The organism is Streptomyces aureus, from assembly GCF_001418135.1.
GTDB lineage: Bacteria > Actinomycetota > Actinomycetes > Streptomycetales > Streptomycetaceae > Streptomyces > Streptomyces aureus_A.
Map to the genome: position 1 here is coordinate 1 of NZ_LIPQ01000156.1, position 24,408 is coordinate 24,408.

Here is a 24,408-nt window from a genome sequence, read left to right on the forward strand (position 1 = left end):
CTGTGCCTGGACGGAGACGTCGAGGGCGGACACGGGTTCGTCGGCGACGATGATCTCGGGCTGGAGGGCCAGGCCGCGGGCGATGCCGATGCGCTGGCGCTGGCCGCCGGAGAACTGGTGCGGGTAGCGGTTGATGTACTCGGGGTTGAGGCCGACGACGTCCAGGAGGTCCTGCACCTTGCGGCGCCGGTCGCCCTTGGGGGCGACCTCCGGGTGGATCTCGTACGGCTCGCCGATGATGTCGCCGACGGTCATGCGCGGGTTGAGCGAGGTGTACGGGTCCTGGAACACCATCTGGATGTTGCGGCGGACGGCCTTGAGCGCGCGGGGGGAGAGTCTGCTGATGTCCTCGCCCTTGTAGCGGATCGAGCCGGACGTCGGCCGTTCGAGGTTGACCAGCATCTTCGCGACCGTCGACTTGCCGCAGCCGGACTCGCCGACGATGCCGAGGGTCTCGCCGGCGTGCAGGTCGAAGTCGACGCCGTCCACCGCCTTGACCGAGCCGACCTGCTTCTTGAAGACGATGCCCTGGGTGAGCGGGTAGTGCTTGTGGAGGTCCCGGACTTCGAGAATCGCCTCAGCCATGGAGGCACTCCTTCCAGAAGTGGCAGGCGCTGGAGCGCTTCACCGGGGACTCGGTCACGTCGTAGAGCGGGGGCACGTCGGTGCGGCAGACGTCCTGGGCCATGGGGCAGCGGGGATTGAAGGCGCAGCCGGGCGGGATGGCGAGGAGGTTGGGCGGGAGGCCCTTGATCGCGTAGAGCTCCTGGCCCTTCTGGTCAAGGCGTGGGATGGAGTCGAGCAGGCCGCGGGTGTAGGGGTGGGCGGGGGCCTTGTAGATCTCGTGGACGGGGGCATGTTCGACGATTCGGCCGGCGTACATGACGGCGATCTTGTCGGCGACGTCGGCGACGACGCCGAGGTCGTGGGTGATGAGGATCAGGCCCATGTTGAGTTCGCGCTGGAGCTCGGCGAGCAGGTCCATGACCTGGGCCTGGACGGTGACGTCGAGGGCGGTGGTGGGCTCGTCGGCGATGATCAGCTCGGGTTCGAGGGCGAGCGCCATCGCGATCATGATGCGCTGGCGCATGCCGCCGGAGAACTGGTGGGGGTACTGGCCGACGCGTTCCTTGGCGGCCGGGATGCGGACCCGGTCCATCAGCTCGACGGCCTTGGCCTTGGAGTCCTTGCGCGACATGCCCTTGTGGACCTGGAACATCTCGCCGAGCTGGTCGCCGACGCTGAGCACGGGGTTGAGGGAGGACAGCGCGTCCTGGAAGACCATCGCCATCTTGGCGCCGCGGATCTTGCGCCGCTCGTCCTCCTTGAGCTTCAGCAGGTCCTGGCCCTGGAAGAGGATCTCGCCCTGGCTGATCCTGCCCGGGGGGACGTCGAGGATGCCCATGACGGCCTGGGCGGTGACGGACTTGCCGGAGCCGGACTCGCCGAGGACGGCGAGGGTCTCCCCCGCGTCGACGGAGTAGTCGACGCCGTTGACGGCCTTGGCCACTCCTTCGCGGGTGTGGAACTCCACGTGCAGGTCGCGCACTTCGAGCAGCATGGGTCCCTACCTCAGCTTCGGGTCGAGGGCGTCGCGGACGGCGTCGCCGAGCATGATGAAGGCGAGCACGGTGATGGCGAGCGCGCCGGCCGGCCAGAGCAGCATGTGCGGCGCGTTGCGGATGTACTGCGACGCCGAGGAGATGTCGATGCCCCAGGAGACGGTCGGCGGCTTCAGGCCCACACCGAGGTAGGACAGGGTCGCCTCCAGCGCGATGTACGTGCCGAGGGCGATGGTGGCGACGACGATCACCGGGGCGATGGCGTTGGGCGTGATGTGGCGGAGCATCATCCGGGAGTTGGAGGCGCCGAGGGCCCGGGCGGCCTGCACGTAGTCGTTCTGTTTGGCGGTGATGACGGAGCCCCGGGCGATGCGGGAGAGCTGCGGCCAGCCGAGCAGCACCATGAAGCCGATGACGGGCCAGACGGTGGAGCTGGTCACCACGGAGAGGAGCACCAGGCCGCCGAGGACGACAGGGATGGCGAAGAAGACGTCGGTGATCCGGGAGAGGACGCCGTCCCAGGCGCCGCCGAAGAAGCCGGCGAGTCCGCCGAGGATGCTGCCGAGGACGGCGACGCCGAGGGTGGCGAGGACGCCGACGGTCACGGACGTCCGGGCGCCGTAGACGGTGCGGGTGTAGACGTCGCAGCCCTGACCGTTGAAGCCGAAGGGGTGGCCGGGCTGGGAGCCTTCCTGGGCCTTGGAGAGGTCGCAGTCGAGGGGGTCCCCGGAGGCGATCAGCTGGGGCCAGATGGAGATGACGACCAGGAAGAGGATCACCAGCGAGGAGATGATGAAGATCGGGTTCCGGCGGAGGTCGCGCCAGGCGTCGGACCACAGGGAGCGGGGCTTCTTGTCGGTGCCGGTGCCCAGGGGGCCGCCGGGCGCCCGCCCGCCGGAGGCGGCTGATGGACTCTGTTCCAGGGTCTCGCCTTCGGCCGTCGCGAGGTCGGACGCGCCGCCGGCGCCGGTGGGTGCGATGGCTCGGCCCTCTTCGTACGACTCAAGCGGCTCGGGCTGGTCAGGCATAGCGAATCCTCGGGTCAAGGACGGCGTACAGGAGGTCGACCAGGAGGTTGGCCAGCAGGAACACCAGCACGAGGATGGTCACGAAGCCCACGACGGTCTGGGTGTTCTGGCGGACGATGCCCTGGTAGAGCTGGTAGCCGACGCCGTGGATGTTGAAGATCCGTTCGGTGACGATGGCTCCGCCCATGAGGGCGCCGACGTCGGCACCGATGAACGTCACGACGGGGATGAGGCTGTTGCGGAGCAGGTGCCGGCTGATGACCCGGCGGCGGGGCAGGCCCTTGGCGACGGCGGTGCGGACGTAGTCGGCGCGCTTGTTCTCGGCGATCGAGGTCCGGGTGAGCCGGGTGACGTAGGCCAGGGAGACCGAGGCGAGGACCAGGCCGGGGACGATGAGTTCGCTGAAGGTGGCCTCGGGTGAGACGGCCGGTTTGATCCAGCCCCATTTGACGCCGAGGAGGAGCTGGACGAGGAGGCCGGTGACGAAGGTCGGGACGGAGAGGACGACCAGGGTCAGCAGCAGGACGCTGGTGTCGACGGGGCGGCCGCGCTTGAGGCCGGTGACGACGCCGAGGGTGATGCCGATGACGATCTCGAAGAAGATCGCGACGATGGTGAGCCGGATGGTGACGGGGAAGGCGCTGGCCATCAGCTCGGTGACGGGCTGCCCGTTGAAGGCGGTGCCGAAGTCCCCGGTGAAGACGTTGCCCATGTAGGTGAGGTATTGCTGCCAGACGGGCTTGTCGAGACCGAACTCCTTTTCCAGTTGGGCGGCGGTCGCCGGGTCGCACTGGCGGTCGCCGCACAGTCCGGCGATGGGGTCGCCCATCACGTTCACCATCAGGAAGATCAACAGCGTGGCGCCGAAGAAGACCGGGATCATCTGCAGCAGCCGCCGGATCACGTATCGACCCATGAGGGGCTCCGGGGGTTGGCTCCGGGGAGAGGACTGTGGAAGGCGTACGGCCCGGCGGCGCGGGGGTCCGCGGGCCGGGCCGTACGCCGCCGACCTGCTACGACGTCAGTTGACCTTGATCTGGTCGTAGACCGGGACGCTGAACGGGTTCAGGGAGACGTTGCTGACCCGCTCCGAGTAGCCCGCGCTGCCGTTCTGGTACCAGAGCGGGATGGCGCCCATGTCGTCGCGGAGGACTTCCTCGGCCTGCTGGAAGAGTCCGATGGCCTTCGCGGTGTCGGCCTCGGCGTTGGCCTCGTTCACCAGCTTGTCGAACTCGGGGTCCGAGTACTTTCCGTCGTTGGACGAGGCGTTGGTGAAGTACAGCGGCTGGAGGAAGTTCTGGATGAGCGGGTAGTCCATCTGCCAGCCGGCCCGGAACGGGCCGTCCATCTTCGACTGGGTGACCTGGTTGCGGAAGTCGGCGAAGGTGCCGACCGGGTTGCCGACGCAGGCCTTGTTGTTGCCGAGGGCCCGGTTGATGGAGTTGCAGACCGCGTCGACCCATTCCTTGTGGGAGCCGGTGTCGGCGTTGTACGAGATCTTCATGGTGCCGCCGGGGATGCCGCCGCCCTCGGCGACGAGCTTCTTCGCCTCGGCGGCGTCGTACTTGCAGAAGTCGCCGCAGATGTCCTTGAAGCCGCCCTCCTCGCCGAGGACCGGGGAGGTCCAGTCGACGGCGGGGGTGCGGGTCTTCTGGAAGATCGTCTCGGTGATCTGGTTGCGGTCGATCGCCATGGAGAGGCCCTGGCGGAGCTTCTCCTGTCCGGGCTTGTTCCAGGCCGGGTCGTAGAACGGGAAGGACAGGGTCTGGATGATGCCGGCGGGCACGTTGATGTACCGGTCGCCGAGGTCGGCCTGGACGTTCTTGAGCTGGGAGGCGGGGACGTCGTCGACGAGGTCGAGGTTGCCGGCCGTCAGGTCGGTGTAGGCGGTGTTGTTGTCGGTGTAGACCTTGAGGGTGATGCCGCCGTTCTGCGCCTTGTCGGCGCCGGGGTAGCCGTCCCAGCGCTTGAGGGCCATCTGGGAGCCCTTGGAGTACGAGTCGACGGTGTACGGGCCGTTGCCGATGGGCTTCGAGAGCCAGGCCGCGTGGTCCGTGTAGAAGGCCTGCGGGAGCGGGGAGAAGGCCGCGTAGCCCAGGGTGATGGGCCAGGTGGAGAACTTCTGGGTGAGCTTGACCGTGAAGGTCTGGGGGCCCGTGACCTTGAGACCGGACATGGTCTCGGCGGTCGGTTCGCCCTTCTCGGGGTGGACCTGGTCGTAGCCCTCGATCTGGCCGAAGAAGTAGGCGTTCTTCTGGTTGTTCTTCAGATGGGCGCCGTAGTTCCAGGCGTCGACGAAGGACTTGGCGGTGACCTTCTCGCCGTTGGAGAAGGTCCAGCCGTCCTTGACCGTGATGGTGAAGTTGGTCGAGTCCGTCGTGTCGATCTTCTCGGCGAGCATGTCCTTGGCCTCGCCGGTCTTCGGGTCGTACTGCTTGAGCCCTCGGAAGATCATGGAGAGGACCTTGCCGCCCTGGACCTCATTGGTGTTGGCGGGCTCCAGCGGGTTCTGCGGGTCGCCCCACGAGGAACTCACGATGCCGTCGGCCCCGCTGCCACCGCCGCTGTCGTCGCCGCCACAGGCGGTCGCCGCGAGGGCGACTGCGGTGGCCAGAGCGGCCCACTTGGCGTGCGTGGCTCCGCGCATGGAGTGCCTCCCGAATGTCCTAAGTCTGACTTAGGCCCCAATATCACCCGATATTGACGGGGCTGCACTTTTACTGCCGCCGGACGGTGGCCCGGAGGCAGGGGGCACGACGAGGGGCGCCCCGTTCCGTATGTACGGAACGGGGCGCCCTCGTGATGTCTGCCGGTCGGTGCGTCAGTGCACCGGCACGACCTGCTTCTCCTCGGCGAAGTGGCACGCCGAGAGGTGGGCGGCCGGGGTGTCCAGGCCGTCGAAGCGCTGCGGGATCGCCAGGAGCGGCGTCTCCTGCGAGCACTTCTCCTGCGCCTTCCAGCAACGGGTGCGGAAGCTGCAGCCCGACGGCGGGTTCGCCGGCGAGGGGACGTCACCGGTCAGGATGATCCGCTCGCGGTGCGCGCGGGCCTCCGGGTCCGGCACCGGCACCGCGGAGAGCAGCGCCTGGGTGTACGGGTGCGTCGGGTGCTCGTAGATCTGCTCGTCCGTACCGATCTCGGCCATCTTGCCGAGGTACATGACGCCGACGCGGTCGGAGATGTGCCGGCCGATCGACAGGTCGTGCGCGATGAAGAGGTAGGAGAGGTTGAACTCGTCCTGGAGCTTCCCCATCAGGTTGATGACCTGCGCCTGGACGGAGACGTCCAGGGCCGAGACCGGCTCGTCGCAGATGATGATCTCCGGGTTGAGCGCGAGGCCGCGGGCGATGCCGATGCGCTGGCGCTGACCGCCGGAGAACTGGTGCGGGTACCGGTTGATGTACTCCGGGTTCAGACCGACGACGTCGAGCAGCTCCTGCACCTTGCGGCGCCGGTCGCCCTTCGGAGCCACCTCGGGGTGGATGTCGAAGGGCTCGCCGATGATGTCGCCGACCGTCATGCGCGGGTTCAGCGAGGTGTACGGGTCCTGGAACACCATCTGGATGTTGCGGCGTACGGCCTTCAGCGCGCGGCCGCTCAGCTTGGTGATGTCCTGGCCCTTGTAGAAGACCTCGCCGGCGGTGGCGCTCTCCAGGTTCATCAGGAGCTTGGCGACCGTGGACTTGCCACAGCCGGACTCGCCCACGATGCCGAGGGTCTCGCCCTGGTAGAGGTCGAAGGAGACCCCGTCCACGGCCTTGACCGCGCCGACCTGCTTCTTGAAGACGATGCCCTGGGTCAGCGGGAAGTGCTTCTTCAGGTTGCGCACCTGGAGGATCGGCTCACCGCGGCCCACGGGGGCCTCGACGGCGGCGGCCACGGCCTCGTCGTTCTTGCTGAGGTCAGCCATGGATCGTCTCCTTCCAGAAGTGGCAGGCGCTCGTACGGCCCGGGAGATCCGCGCCGTCCTGCTCGGTGACCGGCACGAGGGCCGGGATCTCCGTACGGCAGATGTCGTCGGCCTTGGGGCAGCGCGGGTTGAAGGCGCAGCCGGTGGGCACGCGGAGCAGGTTGGGCGGGAGGCCCTTGATCGCGTAGAGCTCCTGGCCCTTCTGGTCCAGGCGCGGGATCGACTCCAGGAGACCCTTGGTGTAGGGGTGGGCCGGGCGCTTGTAGAGCTCGTGCACCGGCGCCTGCTCGACGATCCGGCCGGCGTACATCACGGCGATCTTGTCCGCGACGTCGGCGACGACGCCGAGGTCGTGGGTGATCAGGATCAGGCCCATGTTGTATTCCTGCTGGAGCTCCGCGAGGAGGTCCATGACCTGGGCCTGGACGGTCACGTCGAGAGCCGTGGTGGGCTCGTCGGCGATGATCAGGTCCGGCTCCAGGGCGAGCGCCATGGCGATCATGATGCGCTGGCGCATACCGCCGGAGAACTGGTGGGGGTAGTCGGAGACCCGCGCCTTGGCGGCGGGGATCTTGACCTTGTCCATCAGCTCGACGGCCTTGACCGTGGCGTCCTTCTTGGACAGACCCTGGTGCACCCGGAACATCTCGCCGAGCTGGTAGCCGACGCTGAGGACCGGGTTGAGGGAGGACAGCGCGTCCTGGAAGATCATCGCGATCTTCCGGCCGCGGATCTTCCGGCGCTCCTCCTCGGCCATCTTCAGCATGTCCTGGCCACGGAACAGGATCTCGCCCTGCGGGATCTTGCCGGGCGGCATGTCGAGGATGCCCATGATGGCCTGCGCCGTGACGGACTTGCCGGAGCCGGACTCGCCGAGGACGGCGAGGGTCTCGCCGGCGTTCACCGAGTAGTTGACACCGTTGACCGCCTTGGCCACACCGTCACGGGTGTGGAACTCGACGTGCAGGTCACGGACTTCGAGCAGCGGACCGGTGTGGTCGGCGCCGTCGCGGGGCGACGGGACCGTCGCGGTGTTGTCGATGATGGTCACCTTTACGCCCTCCTAGCGCAGCTTGGGGTCGAGGGCGTTGCGGACGGCTTCGCCGAGCATGATGAACGCCAGAACGGTGATGCTGAGCATGATCGAGGGCCACAGCAGGATGTGCTGCGCCACTCGGATCTGGTCGACACCGGTGGAGATGTCCACGCCCCACGAGACGGTCGGGGCGGCAAGGCCCAGACCCAGGTAGGACAGGGTGGCCTCGGCCGAGATGTAGCCGCCGAGCGCGATGGTCGCGACGACGATCACGGGGGCCATGGCGTTCGGCAGGATGTGCCGGAAGAGGATCCGGCCGGTGCCGGCGCCGAGGGCCTTCGCCGCGTGGACGTAGTCGGCGTGCTTGACCGTGATCACGGCGCCGCGCATCACGCGGGCCATCTGCGTCCAGCCGAGGAACGCGAGGGCGAAGACGACCACCCAGACGGTGCGCTCGACGAAGGACTGCAGGACGACCATGGCGCCGAGCAGGAACGGGATGCCGAAGAAGATGTCGGTCAGGCGCGAGAGCAGCGCGTCGATCCAGCCGCCGAAGTAGCCGGCGAGCATGCCCATCACACCGCCGACGAGCGTGACGATCGCGGTGACGGTGACGCCGACGATGATCGAGGCACGGGTGCCGTAGATGAGTCGGGCGTAGACGGAACGGCCCTGGCCGTCGTAGCCGAGCCAGCCCTCCGAACCGATGCTGCCGAGCTCCGGCTTGCCGAGGAAGTGCCTCACGAGGTCGCCCTTGGTGGGCGACGCGCTCGTGAAGAGGCCCGGGAAGGCGGCGACGAGGAGCAGGAAGAAGATCAGCACCGACGCCACGAGGAAGTACGGGTTGCGGCGCAGGTCGACCCAGGCGTCGCCCCAGAGGCTGCGGGCCTTCTCCTGCTTCGCTGCGGGAGCCGGGTCGGCGGGAAGCGCGACGGCGTCCTCGACGGCGGTCGCGGTCTTGGTCACGTCAAGCATACCGGATCCTCGGGTCCAGGACCGCGTACAGCAGGTCGATGAGCAGGCTGGTGACGAGGTAGATGATCACCAGGATGGTGACGAGGCCGACCAGGGTCGACCCTTCACGCCGGGTGATCGACTCGGCGATGAGGCCACCGACGCCCTTGATGTTGAAGATGCGCTCGGTGACGACCGCGCCGCCCATGAGGGCGCCGATGTCGGTGCCGAGGAAGGTGACCACGGGGATCATCGAGTTGCGCATCAGGTGCACACCGATGACGCGACGGCGGGGCAGACCCTTGGCGACGGCCGTACGCATGTAGTCGGCGCGCAGGTTCTCCGCCATGGAGGTCCGGGTGAGCCGGGCGACGTAGGCGAGGGAGAGTCCGCCGAGCACGATGGCCGGCGCGATCATCTCGGACACCAACTGGTCGTTGCTGACGTTCGGTTCGATCCAGCCCAGTTCGAAGGCGAACACCATCTTGATGATGAAGCCGAGGACGAAGACCGGGATCGAGATGATCAGCAGCGTGAAGATGAGGATCGCGTTGTCGGCGAGCCGGCCGGCCTTGAGACCGGCGATGATGCCGAGCCCGATGCCGAAGACCAGCTCGAACGCGAACGCCAGAGCGGCGAGCTGCAGAGTGACGGGGAACGCCTCACCCAGTACCTCGGTGATCGGGCGACCGTTGCGGATCTGGGTCCCGAAGTCGAAGTGCAGGATGATGTCGGTCATGTAGTTCCAGTACTGCTGCCAGAGCGGCAGATCCAGTCCCAGATCGTGTCTGATCTTCGCGAGGGTCGCGGGGTCAGCGCCCTTGTCCCCGAACATACCCGCCACGGGGTCGCCGGGCAGGCTGTAGACCATGAGGAAGATCAGCAGGGTGGTCCCGAGGAAAACCGGGATCATCTGGAGCAGTCGTCGTGCGACATAGCGCCCCATCATGCCTCCGTTGAAATATGACAGCAGCAGCGGACAGGCCCTCCCTCGGCAGCCGCGACCCGCAACGGGTACGCGAATGTCGTGGAAGGGCCCCCCAGCCACATACGTAAGGCGCCGAACGCGGGGCTGACATCCCGTCAGCCCCGCATCGGCAGGCGGACTACGCTTGGGTGATTACTTCTTGACCTCGACGCCGGTCAGGATCGGGTCACCGTCCTGGCCGTACGCCACGCCCGAAACCTTCTCGGAGTAGCCCGCGTTGACCTTGTAGTACCAGAGCGGGATGGACGGCATGTAGTTGACCAGGTCCTTCTCGATGGCCTGGAACTGCTTGACCGACTCATCGAGGGTCGCAGCCGAGTCCGCCTTGGCGATCTTGGCGTCGAGCTCCTTGTTGCTGAAGTCGCCCTGGTTGCCCGCCGCACCCGTACGGAACAGGTCCGAGACGAAGTTGGCGTTCACCGGGTAGTCGAGCACCCAGCCGGAGCGGTACAGGGACTTGACCTGCTTCGTCTTACGAGCGGTCAGGTCGGCCTGGAAGTCCGGCTTGCCGTCGCCGACGCACTGGACGTCGGTGGCCTGCTGGATGGAGTTGCAGACAGCGTCCACCCACTCCTTGTGGCCACCGTCGGCGTTGAACTGGATGGAGATCTTGTTGCCGGGGACGCCGCCGCCGGCCTTGATGAGCTCCTTGGCCTTCGCCGGGTCGAACTTGGTGACGCCGGCGCCACCGTCCTCCTGGAAGCCCAGGACACCCTTGGCGACCCAGCCGGTCGCGGGCTCACGCGTACCCTGCAGCACCGTCTTGGTGATGGTGGCGCGGTCGATGGCCATCGACAGACCCTGGATGACCTTCGGGTCGATCGCCTTCGGCTTCTTCCACTGGTCGGCGTAGAAGGCGACGGCGATGGTCTGGATCGCGGAGTACGGCTGGTCCACGGCGCGGTCGCCGAGGTCCTGGCGGTAGACCGGGAGGTCCTTCGGCGCGATCTGACGGAGCACGTCGACGTTGCCGGACTTCAGGTCCTCGTACGCGGCCTCGAGGGTGGTGTAGTTCTTGAAGACCACACCGCCGTTCTTCGCCTTGTTCGGGCCCTTGTAGGCGTCGTATCGAGTGATCTCGATCTTCTTCTTGTGGTCCCAGCTCTTGAACTTGTAGGGACCGTTGCCGACCGGCTTCTGGCCACCGGCCACCGGGTCCTTGTAGAAGGACTCGGCCAGCGGGGCGAAGACGATGTAGGCGAGCTTGTGGCCGAAGTACGGAACGGCCTTGGTGAGCTCGATCTTGAAGGTGGTCTCGTCGACGACCGTCAGACCGTCCATCTTGTCGGCGGTGGGCTTGGCGCCCTCGGCCTCGGGGTGGACCTTGTCGTAGCCCTTGATGTCCGCGAACCACGAGGACAGACCCTGGGCGTTCTTGACGTTGGCGTTCCAGTTCCACGCGTCCACGTAGGACTTGGAGGTCACCGGCGTGCCGTCGTGGAAGGTCCAGCCCGGCTTGAGCTTGACGGTCCAGGTCTTCGAGTCCGTCGTGGTGACCGACTCGGCGTTGATCATCTCCAGGGAGCCGTCGGCCTTGTAGTCGACCAGGGTCGAGAACAGGCCGGCCATCACGGCGGAGCCGTTGGACTCCATCGTGTCACCGGTGAGCAGGGGCTTCTCGGGCTCGCCCAGCTCGACGGAGAAGATTCCGTTCGGGTCAACAGCGCCCTTGGCGTCGCCGCTGTCGCTCTTACCCCCGCCACAGGCGGTCGCAGCAAGGGCAACGATGATCGCGCCCGTTACCCACTTGGCGCTCTTGGCACCGCGCATGGGTTCCTCCTCATGAGTCCACTTTTGTCACTACAAGAGGGGCACTCCGAGTTCTGCCGACACCCCTGACGGCTTTGCACTCAAGTGCCCCGAGTGTGCTCGTGAGTCGGCACTCCCCACAGTGCGTGACCCATTGACCCGAGCTCAATGGAGCCAACTATTAAGTACGTCCGGGCTGTAAACCACACTTAAGTGGTCTCGTTTTGATAACATCACCACACCCCCGGATACCGAAATCCGGACAAACTGAGCACAGACAGACACCCCCGAAACGGACCGTTAACACACGTACCGGAGAGCGATGGCCGATATGCGGACACCCGGCCTGCGAAATGAAGTTGACGGAAGTTGACGAAAAGCCCGGACTCCACCACTGCCTGTGGGGGTCCGGGCTCCGGTGCTGACGTCGTGTCGAACCGAAAGTGGGGTAGATCACTGGATCGTGATCTACCCCACTGTCATCAGCCGCATGCGGCCGAACTCAACCGATCTTCGGCCGGCTCAGCCGTATTACTTTCGGCCAGCTCGGCAGTACTGCCGCACGACGGTGCCGCCGGCACGACGCTGATGCCGCACGTCCGTACCGCTGCACGTCCGTACCGCTGCACGTCCGTACTGCCGCACGGCCCTACTGCCGCGCCGGCCCCACCACTTGGCTCGGCTCAGCCGTTCTTGGCGCGGGAGGACGCGCGGCCACGCGCGTTCTGGTCCAGGATCACCTTGCGGATGCGCACGGCCTCCGGGGTGACCTCGACGCACTCGTCGTCGCGGCAGAACTCCAGGGACTGCTCAAGGGAGAGCTTCCGCGGCGGGACGATCGCCTCGAAGGAGTCGGCCGAGGAGGAGCGCATGTTGGTGAGCTTCTTCTCCTTGGTGATGTTCACGTCCATGTCGTCGGAGCGCGAGTTCTCGCCGACGATCATGCCCTCGTACACCTCGGTGCCGGGGTCGGTGAACAGGACACCGCGCTCCTGGAGGTTCGTCATCGCGAAGGCGGTGACGGCACCGGCGCGGTCGGCGACCAGCGAACCGTTGTTACGGGTCGTCAGCGTGCCGAACCACGGCTCGTGACCCTCGTGGATCGAGTGGGCGATGCCCGTACCGCGGGTGTTGGTGAGGAACTCCGTACGGAAGCCGATGAGGCCACGGGACGGAACGACGAACTCCATGCGGACCCAGCCGGAGCCGTGGTTCGACATGTTGTCCATGCGGCCCTTGCGGACACCCATGAGCTGCGTGACCGCGCCCATGTGCTCCTCGGGGACGTCGACCGTGAGGCGCTCGACGGGCTCGTGGATCTTGCCGTCGACCTCCTTGGTGACGACCTGCGGCTTGCCGATGGTGAGCTCGAAGCCCTCACGGCGCATCTGCTCGACCAGGATGGCGAGCGCGAGCTCACCACGGCCCTGGACCTCCCAGGCGTCCGGGCGCTCGGTGTCGAGGACGCGGAGCGAGACGTTACCGATCAGCTCGCGGTCCAGACGGTCCTTGACCTGGCGGGCGGTGACCTTGCGCTGCTTGACCGCGGACTTGGCGTCCGCGCCCTTGCCCGTGCCGCCGCGGCCGACGAGCGGCGAGGTGTTGGTGCCGATGGTCATGGAGATGGCCGGCTGGTCGACCGTGATCAGCGGGAGCGCGATCGGGTTCTCCGGGTCGGCCAGGGTCTCGCCGATCATGATGTCGGGGATACCGGCGACGGCGCAGATGTCACCGGGGCCGGCGACCTCGGCCGGCTTGCGGGTGAGCGCCTCGGTCATCATCAGCTCGGTGATGCGGACGTTGGAGATCGTGCCGTCCCGCTTGATCCACGCGACCGTCTGGCCCTTGCGCAGCTCGCCCTGCTCGACGCGGAGCAGCGCGATACGGCCGAGGAAGTTGTCGGCGTCCAGGTTGGTGACGTGGGCCTGGAGCGGGGCCTCCTCGTCGTACACCGGGGCCGGGACGTGCTCCAGGATGGCGGAGAAGAACGGCTCCAGGTTGTCGCTGTCCGCGGGAACGGTGCCGTTCTCCGGCTTGGTCAGCGAGGCGACGCCGTCACGGCCGCAGGCGTAGACGATCGGGAACTCGATCTGGTCCTCGTCCGCGTCCAGGTCGAGGAAGAGGTCGTAGGTCTCGTTGACGACCTCGTCGATCCGGGAGTCCGGGCGGTCCGTCTTGTTGATGCAGAGGATGACGGGCTTGCGCTGCTGGAGGGCCTTGCGCAGCACGAAGCGGGTCTGCGGGAGCGGACCCTCGGAGGCGTCCACGAGGAGGACGACCGCGTCCACCATCGACAGACCGCGCTCGACCTCGCCACCGAAGTCGGCGTGACCGGGGGTGTCGATGATGTTGATCGTGATCGGGGCCCCGCCGTCCTTGGGGTGATACTTCACCGCCGTGTTCTTGGCGAGGATCGTGATGCCCTTCTCACGCTCCAGGTCGTTCGAGTCCATCATTCGGTCGTCGAGCTGCTGGTGGGCGGCGAAGGCACCGGCCTGCTTGAGCATGGCGTCGACGATGGTCGTCTTGCCATGGTCGACGTGGGCGACGATGGCGACGTTACGGATGTCGTGGCGCGTGGGCATGGGTGCTTGCGCTTCTCTCGGATCGTGGGATGCGGCGTCAGTTCCTCGTACGCCCGCCGGGCGGACGCGCCACGGCTATGTCCTATGGTACGGGGCTGCCGCGCAAGGGGCTTCCCCGGCCAAGATCCGAGAAGTTCTACTGCGAGTGAGCAAGGGTGTGGGGAAGGTCGTGCGACCGGGTCAAGGGGCCGACGCGATCCTGCCCGCCGGGATCACCGGCGGGCAAGGAAATTGAGCTGGTTCTGAGGTTGTGACCTGCGGTTTCAGGGCTTTCAGGGCTTTCGGTGCGGTCAGTGCCCCCAGGTGGGCGGCCCGGTCGTATCAGGGGGTGCGCTCGGCGCCGTGGGACGTCTCCCGCTTCTTGAAGCCGATGTCCTGGTAGCGCGGACCGGCCAGGCCCCAGGCACCGGCGTTCACCAGATCCGCCTTGGCGGCGACGAGCTGCGGGCGCTGATAGAGGGGAATGGAGCCGGCGGCGGCCCAGATCCGGGCGTCGGCCTGGCGCACCAGCTCCCGGGCCTCCTCCTCGTCGAGCGTCCCCGCCGCCTGGTCGAAGAGCTGGTCGATGCGGTCGGTGCCGACCCGCGAGTAGTTCTGCTCGACCAGGAGGGAGCCGTCCGACGCGGGCTCGGGCTTGGCGAAGATCGGCCGGGCGTCGGTCGCCGGGAAGGCGGAGGCGGGCCAGGAGTAGAGGGCCAGGTCGTAGTCGCCCGAGGCCACGTGGTCCTTGAAGAAGCTGTCGTCGGAGACCTTGGTGACCTCGGTACGGATGCCGACCGCGTCGAGCATCCGGACGATGTGGTCGCCGACCGTACGCAGCGACTCGGAGCCGGGGCCGGACGGCAGGACGAAGCGGAGGCTGAGCGCCTTGCCGTCCTTGCCGAGGGCCTTGCTCGCCTCGGGCGCCGTCACGGGGGCGGCGGTGCCGCGCGGCGCGTAGGCCCCGGCGACGCCCTTGTCCGTGCGCGCGATCGTCTGGGCGGCGTGCGCGCCGGCGCCCGTACCGGTGTCGAGTGCCTCGGCGCGGGCGAGGAGCGCGGCGCTCTGACGTGCGGCGGCGGGGGCCGGGGCGAGGATGTTGGTGCCGTTCTCGGGGCCGCCGGCGCCGATGACGGGGGCGGGGGCGGCTCGGCGCTCGCCCGGCTTGTCGTCTCCGACGATGTAGAGGCCCTCGTCGGAGGCGGTGTCGGCGGCCTGCTTCTGGGCGTCGATGGCGGCGGCGTCCTTCTTCTCTGCGCCTTCCTGCTTCGTGCCCTCCTCGCCGGCCTTCTCCTTTTCGCCGGCCTTCTGCTCCGCGGCCTTCTTCTCCGCGGCCTTCTTCTCGGCCTCGCTGCCCGCCTTGGTGCCCGCTTCCGCGGGCTTCCTGGCCGCGCCGCCGGGGACCCAGCCCGCGTCGGCGAGGAGGGCCCGCGCCTCCGCGGTGTCCTGGTTGCCGAGGGCGTCGCTGCTGTCCGCGTACGCTGCCTGGCCCGCGAGGGCCAGGTGGCTGCCGGGGGGATCCGCCGGGAGACCGAGCGGCTTGAGTACGGATTCGGCCAGTTCCCGGCGGTTGATCGCACGGGCCACCGCGCGCCGTACCCGCTCGTCGGCGAGCGGCCCGGACTCGCCGTTCAGCGAGAGCTGGGTGTAGGCGGGCTCCAGGGACTTGCGGACGACGTACTTCGCCAGGGTGTCCTGGGCGGTCGCGTACGCGGCGATGGCCTGCTGGTTCTTCTCGCGGGCGGCCTGGACCTCCGCCGCCTTCCCCTCGTCGGATCCGTGGGCGAGCGCCCAGGACTTCAGCGCCTTGGCGGGGGTGATCGAGGAGCCGGGGCCGTGGGCGGCCTGGGCGCCGCCGCGTCCGGCGCGGGCGTCACGGAGGGCGAGGGAGATGCGTTCGGCGGTGGACCGGTCGATCTCGGCCAGGTCGAGGGTGCCCGCGGCGAGGGCGTCGGCCCGGTCGGCGCGGGCGACGGCCTTGAGGACCATGCTGTCGAGCTTGGCGGGCTGCCCCCACCAGCGGGGGTTGCGGGCGAGGGTGACATCGCCGTTCTTGCGGTCGATCGCCTTCAGCAGGAACGGTCCTGCGGTGGCCTTGAGGGAGGTGCGGGCCCCGTCGTTGAAGGAGTTCGGGGAGCCCATCACCTGCTTCGGGTAGAGCGGGGTGAAGAGGGACTGCCAGTCGGCGTAGGGCTTGGAGAAGGTGACCCGTACCTCCAGGTCGTTCTTGCCCCGCTCGATTTTCTCGATCCGCTCGTAGCCGGAGTTCCGCGCGGTCCAGTACGCGGTGTCGCGGCCGCTGAGCGCCCGCCACTGGGCCACGAAGTCCGGTGCCCCGATCTCCCGTCCGTCGCTCCACACCGCCTGCTGGTTGAGCTTGTAGAGGACGACCTGCTTGGGCTCCGTCTCGACGACCTGCGCGGACTCCAGGTAGTCGGGGTTGCGCTGCGGCCGGCCCCGCTCGTCGATCGTGTAGAGGGAGGGGAGCACGGCTCCGGCGATCCGGGAGGTGGTGCCGTCGGCGTCGGCCTGGAAGGTGTTGAGGGTGGTGGGGAGCGCGTCGACGGCCCAGCGCAGCGTGCCTCCGTCGGCGACCTTGTCGCGGGCGGCGGGCGCGTTGTCCTGGGCGGCGGCCCGGACCTCGTCGGCCTCGTCGGAGCTGCATCCGGCGAGGACGGAGACGGCGAGGACGGCACTGGTGAGGGTGGCGACGGAGCGGAGCGTGCGGGAGCGGGGGCTCCTGGAGCATGTCCTCCCGCGAGGGGCGCCGAACTGGGACATGACTTGTACCCCTTCGTCCAGATTCATTCCATTTGGAGATGATCACACCTATTGCTCATACACTGAAAAGGACGGAGCGGATCCGGCCACGGCGACACGGCGGCACGTCCGGAAAACCCCACTCGTGCGGCCCAACCGTCGGAGAAGGAGCGCTCCGGACGAGTGGAATCCCGTGCACATGGCTTCCCAAGCGGGAATGTGACGCGCGACACTCCTGCCGAAGCCGCTCGCGGAAGTGAGGGCAACCATGTCCGTTCAGGACGATCTGGCAGCCGTCAAGCGCTGCCTCGAAGACCTGGTCCGCACCGTCGGACAGCTCGAGCGCTCCGTCACGGCCGAGCGGGGCACACCCGCCGCGCCGGCCTCGGGCCGCCTCGAAGGCCTGGTGACCATCCCCGACGCCCCGTACGACAGCGGTCTGTGGACGGACACGGACGACGAGGGACTGGGAGCACGCGACCGCCACGCGCCGTAGGCCGCCCGGCACCGCAGGCCGCCCACGCCGCAGGCCGCGCCGCAGGACGTACCGGCAACCGACCGTAGGAGGGCCTGTTGGCCACAGGTACGGAACCGCCCGGATCCACCACGGGGGTGCGCTCCCCGGGGCGCGCCGCCATCGCCGCCCGACATCTGCGCACCGACCGCTGGTGGCTCTCCCCCGCGGCGACGGCCGCCGGACTGCTCGCCTTCGTCGTGTACTCCACCTGGCGGGCCTTCGCCAACGCCGACTACTACGCCGCCCCCTACGTCTCGCCGTTCTACTCGCCCTGCCTCGCGGAGAACTGCGTCCCGATGGAGGACGGACCGAACTGGGAGATCTTCGGCAGCTGGTGGGGCCTCTCACCCGCCCTGCTGATCCTGGTCTTCCCCCTGGGCTTCCGGCTCACCTGCTACTACTACCGGAAGGCTTACTACCGGGGCTTCTGGGCGTCTCCCCCGGCCTGCGCGGTCGCCGAGCCCCACGCGTCGTACAGCGGCGAGACCCGCTTCCCGCTGCTCCTGCAGAACCTCCACCGGTACTTCTTCTACGCGGCGCTGCCGGTGGCCGGAATCCTCACGTACGACACGGTGCTCACCTTCCGGAACGCCGACTACGCCTGGGGCCACGCGGGGCTCGGGACGCTCATCTTCCTCGTCAACATCGCCCTCATCTGGGCGTACACCCTCTCCTGCCACTCCTGCCGGCACATCGTCGGCGGACGGCTCAAGCACTTCTCGAAGCATCCGGTCCGCTACCGGCTGTGGACCTGGGTGGGCCGGCTGAACGCCCGTCACATGCTGCTCGCCTGGTCCTCCCTGATCAGCGTCGCCCTCTGCGACCTGTACGTGTACCTGCTCGCCACCGGCACCTTCGACGACCCGAGGTTCTTCTGAGATGACGCACGTCGAGCGAGAGCAGTGGGACGTGGTCGTGGTCGGCGCGGGCGGCGCCGGGCTGCGGGCCGCGATCGAGGCACGCCGCGCGGGCGCCCGTACGGCGGTCATCTGCAAATCCCTCTTCGGCAAGGCCCACACCGTGATGGCCGAGGGCGGGATCGCCGCCTCCATGGCCAATGTGCACCCCCAGGACGACTGGAAGACCCACTTCCGCGACACCATGCGCGGCGGGAAGTTCCTCAACCAGTGGCGGATGGCCGAGCTGCACGCCCAGGAGGCCCCCGAGCGCGTCTGGGAGCTGGAGACCTGGGGCGCGCTCTTCGACCGCACCCCCGACGGCCGGATCTCGCAGCGCAACTTCGGCGGCCACGAGTACCCGCGGCTCGCGCACGTCGGCGACCGCACCGGCCTCGAACTGCTCCGCACCCTCCAGCAGCGGTCCGTCGGACTCCAGCAGGAGGACCACCGCGAGACCGGCGACCACGAAGGTCGGCTGAAGGTCTTCCAGGAGTTCACCGTCACCCGGATCCTCAAGGACGGGGACGGGCGGGTCTCCGGGGTCTTCTGCTACGAGCGGGAGAGCGGGCGCTTCCTCGTCCTCGAGGCGCCCGCGGTCGTCCTCGCGACCGGCGGCATCGGCAAGTCCTTCAAGGTGACCTCGAACTCCTGGGAGTACACCGGAGACGGGCACGCGCTCGCCCTCCTCGCGGGCGCCCCCCTGGTGAACATGGAGTTCGTGCAGTTCCACCCGACCGGCATGGTCTGGCCGCCGTCGGTGAAGGGCATCCTCGTCACCGAGTCCGTCCGCGGGGACGGCGGGGTCCTGCGGAACTCCGAGGGCCGGCGCTTCATGTTCGACTACGTCCCCGACGTCTTCAAGGAGAAGTACGCGGAGACGGAGGAGGAGGGCGACCGCTGGTACGAGGACCCCGACCACAACCGCCGCCCGCCCGAGCTGCTGCCGCGCGACGAGGTGGCGCGGGCCATCAACTCCGAGGTGAAGGCGGGTCGCGGGTCCCCGCACGGCGGGGTGTTCCTGGACGTGTCGACGCGGATGCCGGCCGAGACGATCAGGCGGCGGCTGCCCTCGATGTACCACCAGTTCAAGGAACTGGCCGATGTCGACATCACGGCGGAGGCCATGGAGGTGGGCCCCACCTGCCACTACGTGATGGGCGGGGTCAACGTCGACTCCGAGACCGCGGCGACGGTGGGGGTGCCCGGGCTGTTCGCGGCCGGTGAGGTGGCCGGCGGCATGCACGGATCCAACCGGCTCGGCGGCAACTCCCTCTCCGACCTGCTGGTCTTCGGCCGTCGGGCCGGTCTCTACGCGGCGCAGTACGCGCTGTCGGGGGTCGGCGGCGGGATCGTGGCGGCGGACGTCGACGCCGCGGCGGCGGAGGCGCTGGCCCCGTTCGGCTCGGCGTCCGGCGCAAGCGGCGGTCACGGGGCCGAGCGGAACGCGGACGCAAGCGGCGGCCGCGGGCCCGAGGGGGACGCCGGCCCCCCGGAGAACCCGTACACCCTGCACCAGGAACTCCAGCAGACCATGAACGACCTCGTCGGGATCATCCGGCGGGAGGGCGAGATGGCCGAGGCCCTGGACCGGATCGCCGCCCTGCGCGCCCGGGCCCGGCGGGTCACGGTCGAGGGCCACCGGCAGTTCAACCCCGGCTGGCACCTCGCCCTCGACCTGCGGAACATGCTCCTCGTCGGCGAGTGCGTGGCCCGCGCCGCCCTGGAGCGCACCGAGTCCCGCGGCGGACACACCCGCGAGGACTACCCGGCGATGGACCGCGCCTGGCGCCCGGTGAACCTGCTGTGCCGTCTCGACGGCGACGGGATCGCCCTCGAACGGACCCGCACGGAGCCCATACGACCCGACCTGCTCGCGCTGTTCGAACAGGACGAGCTGGCGAAGTACCTCGCCGAGGAGGAGCTGGAAGGCCTGGAAGGGAGTCACGGCGCATGAGCACCTACGACGCGCGGTTCCGGGTGTGGCGGGGAGACGTCGACGGCGGCGAACTGACCGACTACACGGTGGAGGTCCACGACGGCGAGGTCGTCCTCGACGTGGTGCACCGCCTGCAGGCCACGCAGACGCCGGATCTCGCGGTGCGGTGGAACTGCAAGGCGGGCAAGTGCGGTTCGTGCTCGGCCGAGATCAACGGCAGACCGCGGCTGCTCTGCATGACCCGGATGTCGGTGTTCGCCCGGGACGAGGTGATCACCGTGACCCCGATGCGCGCCTTCCCGGTCGTGCGCGACCTGGTCACGGACGTGTCCTTCAACTATGCGAAGGCCCGGGAGATCCCCGCCTTCGTGCCGCCCGCCGGGGTGGGTCCCGGCGAGTACCGGATGCGGCAGGAGGACGTGGAGCGCTCGCAGGAGTTCAGGAAGTGCATCGAGTGCTTCCTGTGCCAGGACACCTGCCATGTGGTGCGCGACCACGAGGAGAACAAGGGGGCCTTCGCCGGGCCCCGGTTCCTCATGCGGGTCGCGGAGCTCGACATGCACCCGCTGGACGCGGCCGAGGAGGCCGGGCTCGACCGGCGGCGGACGGCACAGGAGGAGCACGGACTCGGCTACTGCAACATCACCAAATGCTGTACGGAGGTGTGCCCGGAGTCCATCCACATCACCGACAACGCCCTGATCCCGATGAAGGAGCGGGTCGTGGACCGGAAGTACGACCCGCTGGTGTGGCTCGGCAACACGATCAGGCGGCGGAAGACGACGTAGGGCTCGTCTCCCGGGCACCTGCGTCCGCGCCGGCGCCGACTCCCGCTCCTGCGCCTGCGCCTGCGCTCCAGCGGCCGAGGAGCGGCTCGGCGAGGGTGCGGGCGGGGAGGCAGAGGGTCTGGCCGTGCCGGGCGAACAGCTCGTCGCGGGAGGTGAAGCGGCCCAGGTCGGCCCGCAGGTGGGCGGAGAGGTCACAGGGGGCCGATCCGGCGCAGGCCGCCGGGGCGTCCCAGTCGACGGTGGTCCGCGCCACGGCCTCGAACAGGGTCTCCGCGCCGGCGTTGGTGAAGGCGTCCGCGGGGGCCGGTTCGGTCTCCTCCCGGTTCGCGAAGAGCTCCGCGACCGGCACCCAGCTGTCGTCAAGCAGGAACTCGGGCCAGGCGAGCAGCACCTCCTCGGGGACGAACGGGCGCAGCTTCGGAAAGCGCGGATACCAGAAGGCACCGTCGACGAGCAGGCCCCGCACCCGCGTGGGCACGTCGAGGGACCGGGCCACCGCCTCCAGGACCGCCATGCGCTGACTGCACGAGCCGCGCCCGAGCCGCAGCGTCCGCGACACACGGCGCAGGTCCTCCACGGAGTACACCGGCCGCACGGTGGCGGCGATGATGCCGTGCGCGGTCCGGAGCCGCTCGCGGTCGGTCGTCGCGCCCCGCTCGTCCGCCGCGCGGCGCACCCGGGTCACGAGCGCGGCGACCCGCGGGTGCGCAAGATCCAGGATCGGCGTGGGACGGGTCGACCCGGCGATCTCCGCGTCGGGTGCGGGACCCGCGCCGGCGGTCCGGAAGGGCATCAAGAGACGGCTTGTCATGGCGGACTCCCCCAGTGCGCGGCGACGGTTCGCGCCGATGGCCCCCATCCTCCTCCGGCCCGTCCTCCCCCGGCACGCCGGGTCGGCACGCCGGGTCGCTTCGGGGAGCGCGACGTGGTGCCCGCGAGGCTCGGCGTCGGGCCCGCGCAGGCGACGGCGTGCCCGCCGGGGCTCGGCGTCGTGCCCGCGAGGCTCAGTGCCAGTTGGCGCGGTAGGCCGCCCAGTCGCCCTCCTCCGCGGCGAAGTCGACGTACAGCGCGACGCCGAACCGTGCGCGGTCGGGGTCGGTGCGCCCGAGGCCGAGTCTGACGCCCCGGACGGCCGCATCGACGGTCTCCGCGTTCTCGTGGTGGCCGAGGTCGTCCTCGTGGAAGAAGGGGAGCCCCATCAGGAGGTCGGTCGACTCGGGGGTCACTTCGAGGGCGAGGCTGGTCTGCTGGGCGACGTATCCGCCGTACAGGCTCTCCAGCGGCATCCACGTGTCGTACGACATGACGGCGATCTGGTCCACGCGCCGGGCGACCTGGCCGAAGAACTCCTGCGACCACCACTTCTCCTTGCCCGTGAGCAGGCTGTTGGCCGAGTGCAGGCCGGGGAGGGGGTCGATCTGGTGGGCGGCGATCGAGAGCTGCGCCTTCCGCGGCCGGGTGACCTCTCCGAGGTCGTCGAGGAGGGAGAGGTAGTCGGCGTCGTCGGAGAGCAGCGGCTCCAGGTCGAAGTGGACGCCGTCGAAGCCGACGTCCAGGATCTGCCGGGCCGAGGTCACGACGGCCGCGCGGGTCCCGGCCCTGTCGAGGTGCAGTCCGTCGGGTCCGTCGTTGGCCAGGACGTCACCGAGCCAGGCCTGCACCCGTATCCCGGGCATCGTGCGGTGCACGGCGTCGATGAACCACTTCGCGCGCGGGTACTTGGCGGCGGGCAGGGTGCCGTCGTGCTCCAGTGGCCCGGCGTGGACGTACAGGTCGCGTATGCCCGTGTCCTTGATCCGGGCGGCGAACGCGGCGATGTCGGCGTCCTTCTTCCGCCCGTCGACCCAGGCGTGGCCGAGCCAGACGGCGTCCTTGTCCCGGGTCTTCGCGTCGTCCCTGAGGTCGCCCGCGTAGCTGACGCGCAGGGCGAGCGCGCCGAACAGCGGGGGCACCACGAGGACGAGGACGAGACCGAGCACGAACCAGCGCCCCCGTCGCCACATTCTCCTCAGTCGTCCACTCACCCGAGCCCCCTCGTGCCGTCGTGTCACGTGTCCCACCGCTTCTCACCGTAGCGGCGGCTACCGACAGTGACGCGGGGCTGTGGAGAATGGTTTCCGTGGGGCTGTGGTGGCACTCCGGTCCCCGGTCGCCCGGTCGCGGGGTGACATACGCGGACATAACCTCCCCCTTGTGACGCGAATAGCCACCCGAGCCCTTCTCGCGGTACTGGTGGCGGCGTGGTGGCTCCTCGTGCCCGCCGTTCACGGTGCCCGTGCCGACGACCCCGTCGCCCTGTCCCAGGACGGGCAGATCACCGACCGGGTGGACGCCCTGGGCGACCGCCGCGCCTCCGTGGTCCAGGCCCTCGACCGGCTCTACGACGACCGGCGGATCCAGCTCTTCGTCGTCTACGTACGGGACTTCTCCGGCCGTACGGGCCAGGCCTGGGCCGACGCCACGGCCGAGCGCAACGGTCTCGGGGTCGACGACGTGCTGCTCGCCGTCGCCACCCACGACCGGCTGTACGGCTACTCCGCCGACCCGGACGCCCGCCTCACCCAGGGCGGGCTCGACGACGTGGCCCGGACCGCGATCGAACCGGCGCTCCGGCAGAACGACTGGGCGGGCGCCGCGATCGGCGCCGCCGACGGCTACTCCGCCGTCCTCGCCGGGCAGCCCGTCCCCACTCCGGCCATCACCCCCGGCCCCGCCGATCCGGGCGGCGCCGTCGACGACGGCACCTCGGCGACCGATCTGGTCCTGCCGGTGGTCCTGGTCGGCGGTGCCGGCGCGGTGGCGGCCTACGCGTTCGCCAAGCGGCGCCGGCGGACCGAGACCCGCACCACGCCGCAGGCCGGGCAGGGCTGGGGGCCGCCGCGGGAACCGGCGCCGCCGTCCTTCGACGAGCTCGACGGTCAGGCCCGGCGGACGCTGGTCGCCACCGACGACGCCGTCCGCACCAGCCAGGAGGAACTCGGTTTCGCGACCGCCCAGTTCGGCGAGGAGGCCGTCCGCCCCTTCACCGAGGCGGTCGCCTTCGCCGAGGAGCAGCTGACGGCCTCGTTCCGGCTGCGGCAGAAGCTCGACGACTCGTTCCCCGAGGACGACTCGACCCGGCGGACCATGCTGGACGAGATCCTGCGGCGCTGCGCGGAGGCCAACGCCCGGATGGACGCCGAGAGCGAGGACTTCGACCGGCTGCGGGCCCTGGAGCGGACCGCGCCCGAGGCGCTGGCGACCGTCGAGACCGCCTTCCGGGAGCAGACCGGGAGGATGGGCATGGCCGAGGCGGCCCTGACGGCGATGCGCGAGCGGTACGCCGAGACGGCCGCCGCGCCCGTCGCCGGCGACGTCGAACAGGCCAAGGACCGGCTCGTCTTCGCGACGACCCACATCGACCAGGCCCGCCGGCGGATCGACGACGGCGACAACGGCGGCGCCGCCGTCCACATCCGGGCGGCCGAGGGTGCCGTGCACCAGGCGGCCCGGCTGGTCGAGGCGGTGGACCGGCGGGCGCAGGAACTGGCCGAGGCGGTCGGCAAGCTGCCGGGCGCCGTGTCGGAGACGGATGCCGACCTGGCGGAGGCCCGGGGACTGCTGCAGGGGACCACCGAAGGGTCGACGGCCGATCTCCGGGGCCGCATCGCCCGCGCCGAATCGGTGCTCGGCGAGGTCCGGCGGGTCGTACCGGCCGGTGTCCATGACCCGCCGGAC

19 protein-coding genes are annotated in these 24,408 nt (G+C 69.2%); 5 read left to right on the forward strand and 14 right to left on the reverse strand.

Features of this window, described 5'->3' with window-relative positions:
• From AOK00_RS14710 to AOK00_RS14765, 12 genes are all read right to left on the reverse strand, one after another.
• On the reverse strand, positions 1-585 hold a 585-nt coding region (locus AOK00_RS14710), incomplete at its 3' end, for an ATP-binding cassette domain-containing protein (RefSeq protein WP_159041766.1).
• Complete coding sequence (locus AOK00_RS14715) at positions 578-1,561, reverse strand: ABC transporter ATP-binding protein (RefSeq protein WP_055600758.1); 984 nt, start codon at positions 1,559-1,561, stop codon at positions 578-580. The genes AOK00_RS14715 and AOK00_RS14710, both read right to left, overlap by 8 nt.
• A gap of 6 nt (positions 1,562-1,567) precedes the next feature.
• Positions 1,568-2,590 (reverse strand): ABC transporter permease, encoded by a 1,023-nt coding sequence (locus AOK00_RS14720; protein WP_055600759.1) that lies wholly within the window; start codon positions 2,588-2,590, stop codon positions 1,568-1,570.
• Positions 2,583-3,506, reverse strand: a complete 924-nt coding sequence (locus AOK00_RS14725; protein ID WP_055600760.1) for an ABC transporter permease — start codon at positions 3,504-3,506, stop codon at positions 2,583-2,585. Before AOK00_RS14725 ends, AOK00_RS14720 begins: the two co-directional genes overlap by 8 nt.
• 105 nt (positions 3,507-3,611) lie before the next feature.
• Positions 3,612-5,237 (reverse strand): peptide ABC transporter substrate-binding protein, encoded by a 1,626-nt coding sequence (locus tag AOK00_RS14730; protein ID WP_055600761.1) that lies wholly within the window; start codon positions 5,235-5,237, stop codon positions 3,612-3,614.
• A gap of 174 nt (positions 5,238-5,411) precedes the next feature.
• The gene (locus AOK00_RS14735) at positions 5,412-6,500 is read right to left on the reverse strand and encodes an ABC transporter ATP-binding protein (protein ID WP_055600762.1); all 1,089 of its coding nucleotides are present in this window, start codon (positions 6,498-6,500) and stop codon (positions 5,412-5,414) included.
• Positions 6,493-7,551, reverse strand: coding sequence for an ABC transporter ATP-binding protein (locus AOK00_RS14740; RefSeq protein WP_055600763.1), 1,059 nt, complete (start codon positions 7,549-7,551; stop codon positions 6,493-6,495). The genes AOK00_RS14735 and AOK00_RS14740 overlap by 8 nt, the downstream gene beginning before the upstream one ends.
• 12 nt (positions 7,552-7,563) lie before the next feature.
• Complete coding sequence (locus AOK00_RS14745) at positions 7,564-8,511, reverse strand: ABC transporter permease (RefSeq protein WP_055600764.1); 948 nt, start codon at positions 8,509-8,511, stop codon at positions 7,564-7,566.
• Entirely contained in the window at positions 8,504-9,436 is a 933-nt protein-coding gene (locus tag AOK00_RS14750) for an ABC transporter permease (RefSeq protein ID WP_030320650.1), read from the reverse strand. Before AOK00_RS14750 ends, AOK00_RS14745 begins: the two co-directional genes overlap by 8 nt.
• A gap of 174 nt (positions 9,437-9,610) precedes the next feature.
• A complete protein-coding gene (locus AOK00_RS14755; RefSeq protein WP_055600765.1) occupies positions 9,611-11,248 on the reverse strand; it encodes a peptide ABC transporter substrate-binding protein in 1,638 nt (545 codons plus the stop codon).
• 662 nt (positions 11,249-11,910) lie between these two features.
• Complete coding sequence (gene typA, locus AOK00_RS14760; RefSeq protein WP_055600766.1) at positions 11,911-13,812, reverse strand: translational GTPase TypA; 1,902 nt, start codon at positions 13,810-13,812, stop codon at positions 11,911-11,913.
• Between the two features lie 321 nt (positions 13,813-14,133).
• Positions 14,134-16,572, reverse strand: coding sequence for an ABC transporter family substrate-binding protein (locus tag AOK00_RS14765; RefSeq protein ID WP_055600767.1), 2,439 nt, complete (start codon positions 16,570-16,572; stop codon positions 14,134-14,136).
• A 247-nt stretch (positions 16,573-16,819) separates the two neighbouring features.
• Here AOK00_RS14765 and AOK00_RS14770 point away from each other — a divergent pair, with 247 nt between their 5' ends.
• The 4 genes from AOK00_RS14770 to AOK00_RS14785 all read left to right on the forward strand — a co-directional run bounded on the left by AOK00_RS14770 (position 16,820) and on the right by AOK00_RS14785 (position 20,691).
• Positions 16,820-17,047: a hypothetical protein gene (locus AOK00_RS14770; RefSeq protein WP_055600768.1), complete on the forward strand. Its 228-nt coding sequence runs from the start codon at positions 16,820-16,822 to the stop codon at positions 17,045-17,047.
• A gap of 77 nt (positions 17,048-17,124) precedes the next feature.
• Entirely contained in the window at positions 17,125-17,946 is an 822-nt protein-coding gene (locus AOK00_RS14775) for a hypothetical protein (RefSeq protein WP_055600769.1), read from the forward strand.
• A 1-nt stretch (position 17,947) separates the two neighbouring features.
• A complete protein-coding gene (locus AOK00_RS14780; RefSeq protein WP_055600770.1) occupies positions 17,948-19,921 on the forward strand; it encodes a fumarate reductase/succinate dehydrogenase flavoprotein subunit in 1,974 nt (657 codons plus the stop codon).
• Positions 19,918-20,691, forward strand: a complete 774-nt coding sequence (locus tag AOK00_RS14785) for a succinate dehydrogenase/fumarate reductase iron-sulfur subunit (protein ID WP_055600771.1) — start codon at positions 19,918-19,920, stop codon at positions 20,689-20,691. Before AOK00_RS14780 ends, AOK00_RS14785 begins: the two co-directional genes overlap by 4 nt.
• Here the strand turns inward: AOK00_RS14785 and AOK00_RS14790 are convergent.
• Both AOK00_RS14790 and AOK00_RS14795 read right to left on the reverse strand, forming a co-directional pair.
• A complete protein-coding gene (locus tag AOK00_RS14790; protein WP_055600773.1) occupies positions 20,669-21,502 on the reverse strand; it encodes a transglutaminase domain-containing protein in 834 nt (277 codons plus the stop codon). The two genes, AOK00_RS14785 and AOK00_RS14790, sit on opposite strands and share 23 nt — an antisense overlap.
• A 193-nt stretch (positions 21,503-21,695) precedes the next feature.
• Positions 21,696-22,751, reverse strand: coding sequence for a hypothetical protein (locus AOK00_RS14795; RefSeq protein WP_437441413.1), 1,056 nt, complete (start codon positions 22,749-22,751; stop codon positions 21,696-21,698).
• 133 nt (positions 22,752-22,884) lie between these two features.
• Between AOK00_RS14795 and AOK00_RS14800 the strand changes: the two genes are divergently transcribed.
• On the forward strand, positions 22,885-24,408 hold a 1,524-nt coding region (locus AOK00_RS14800), incomplete at its 3' end, for a TPM domain-containing protein (RefSeq protein WP_055600774.1).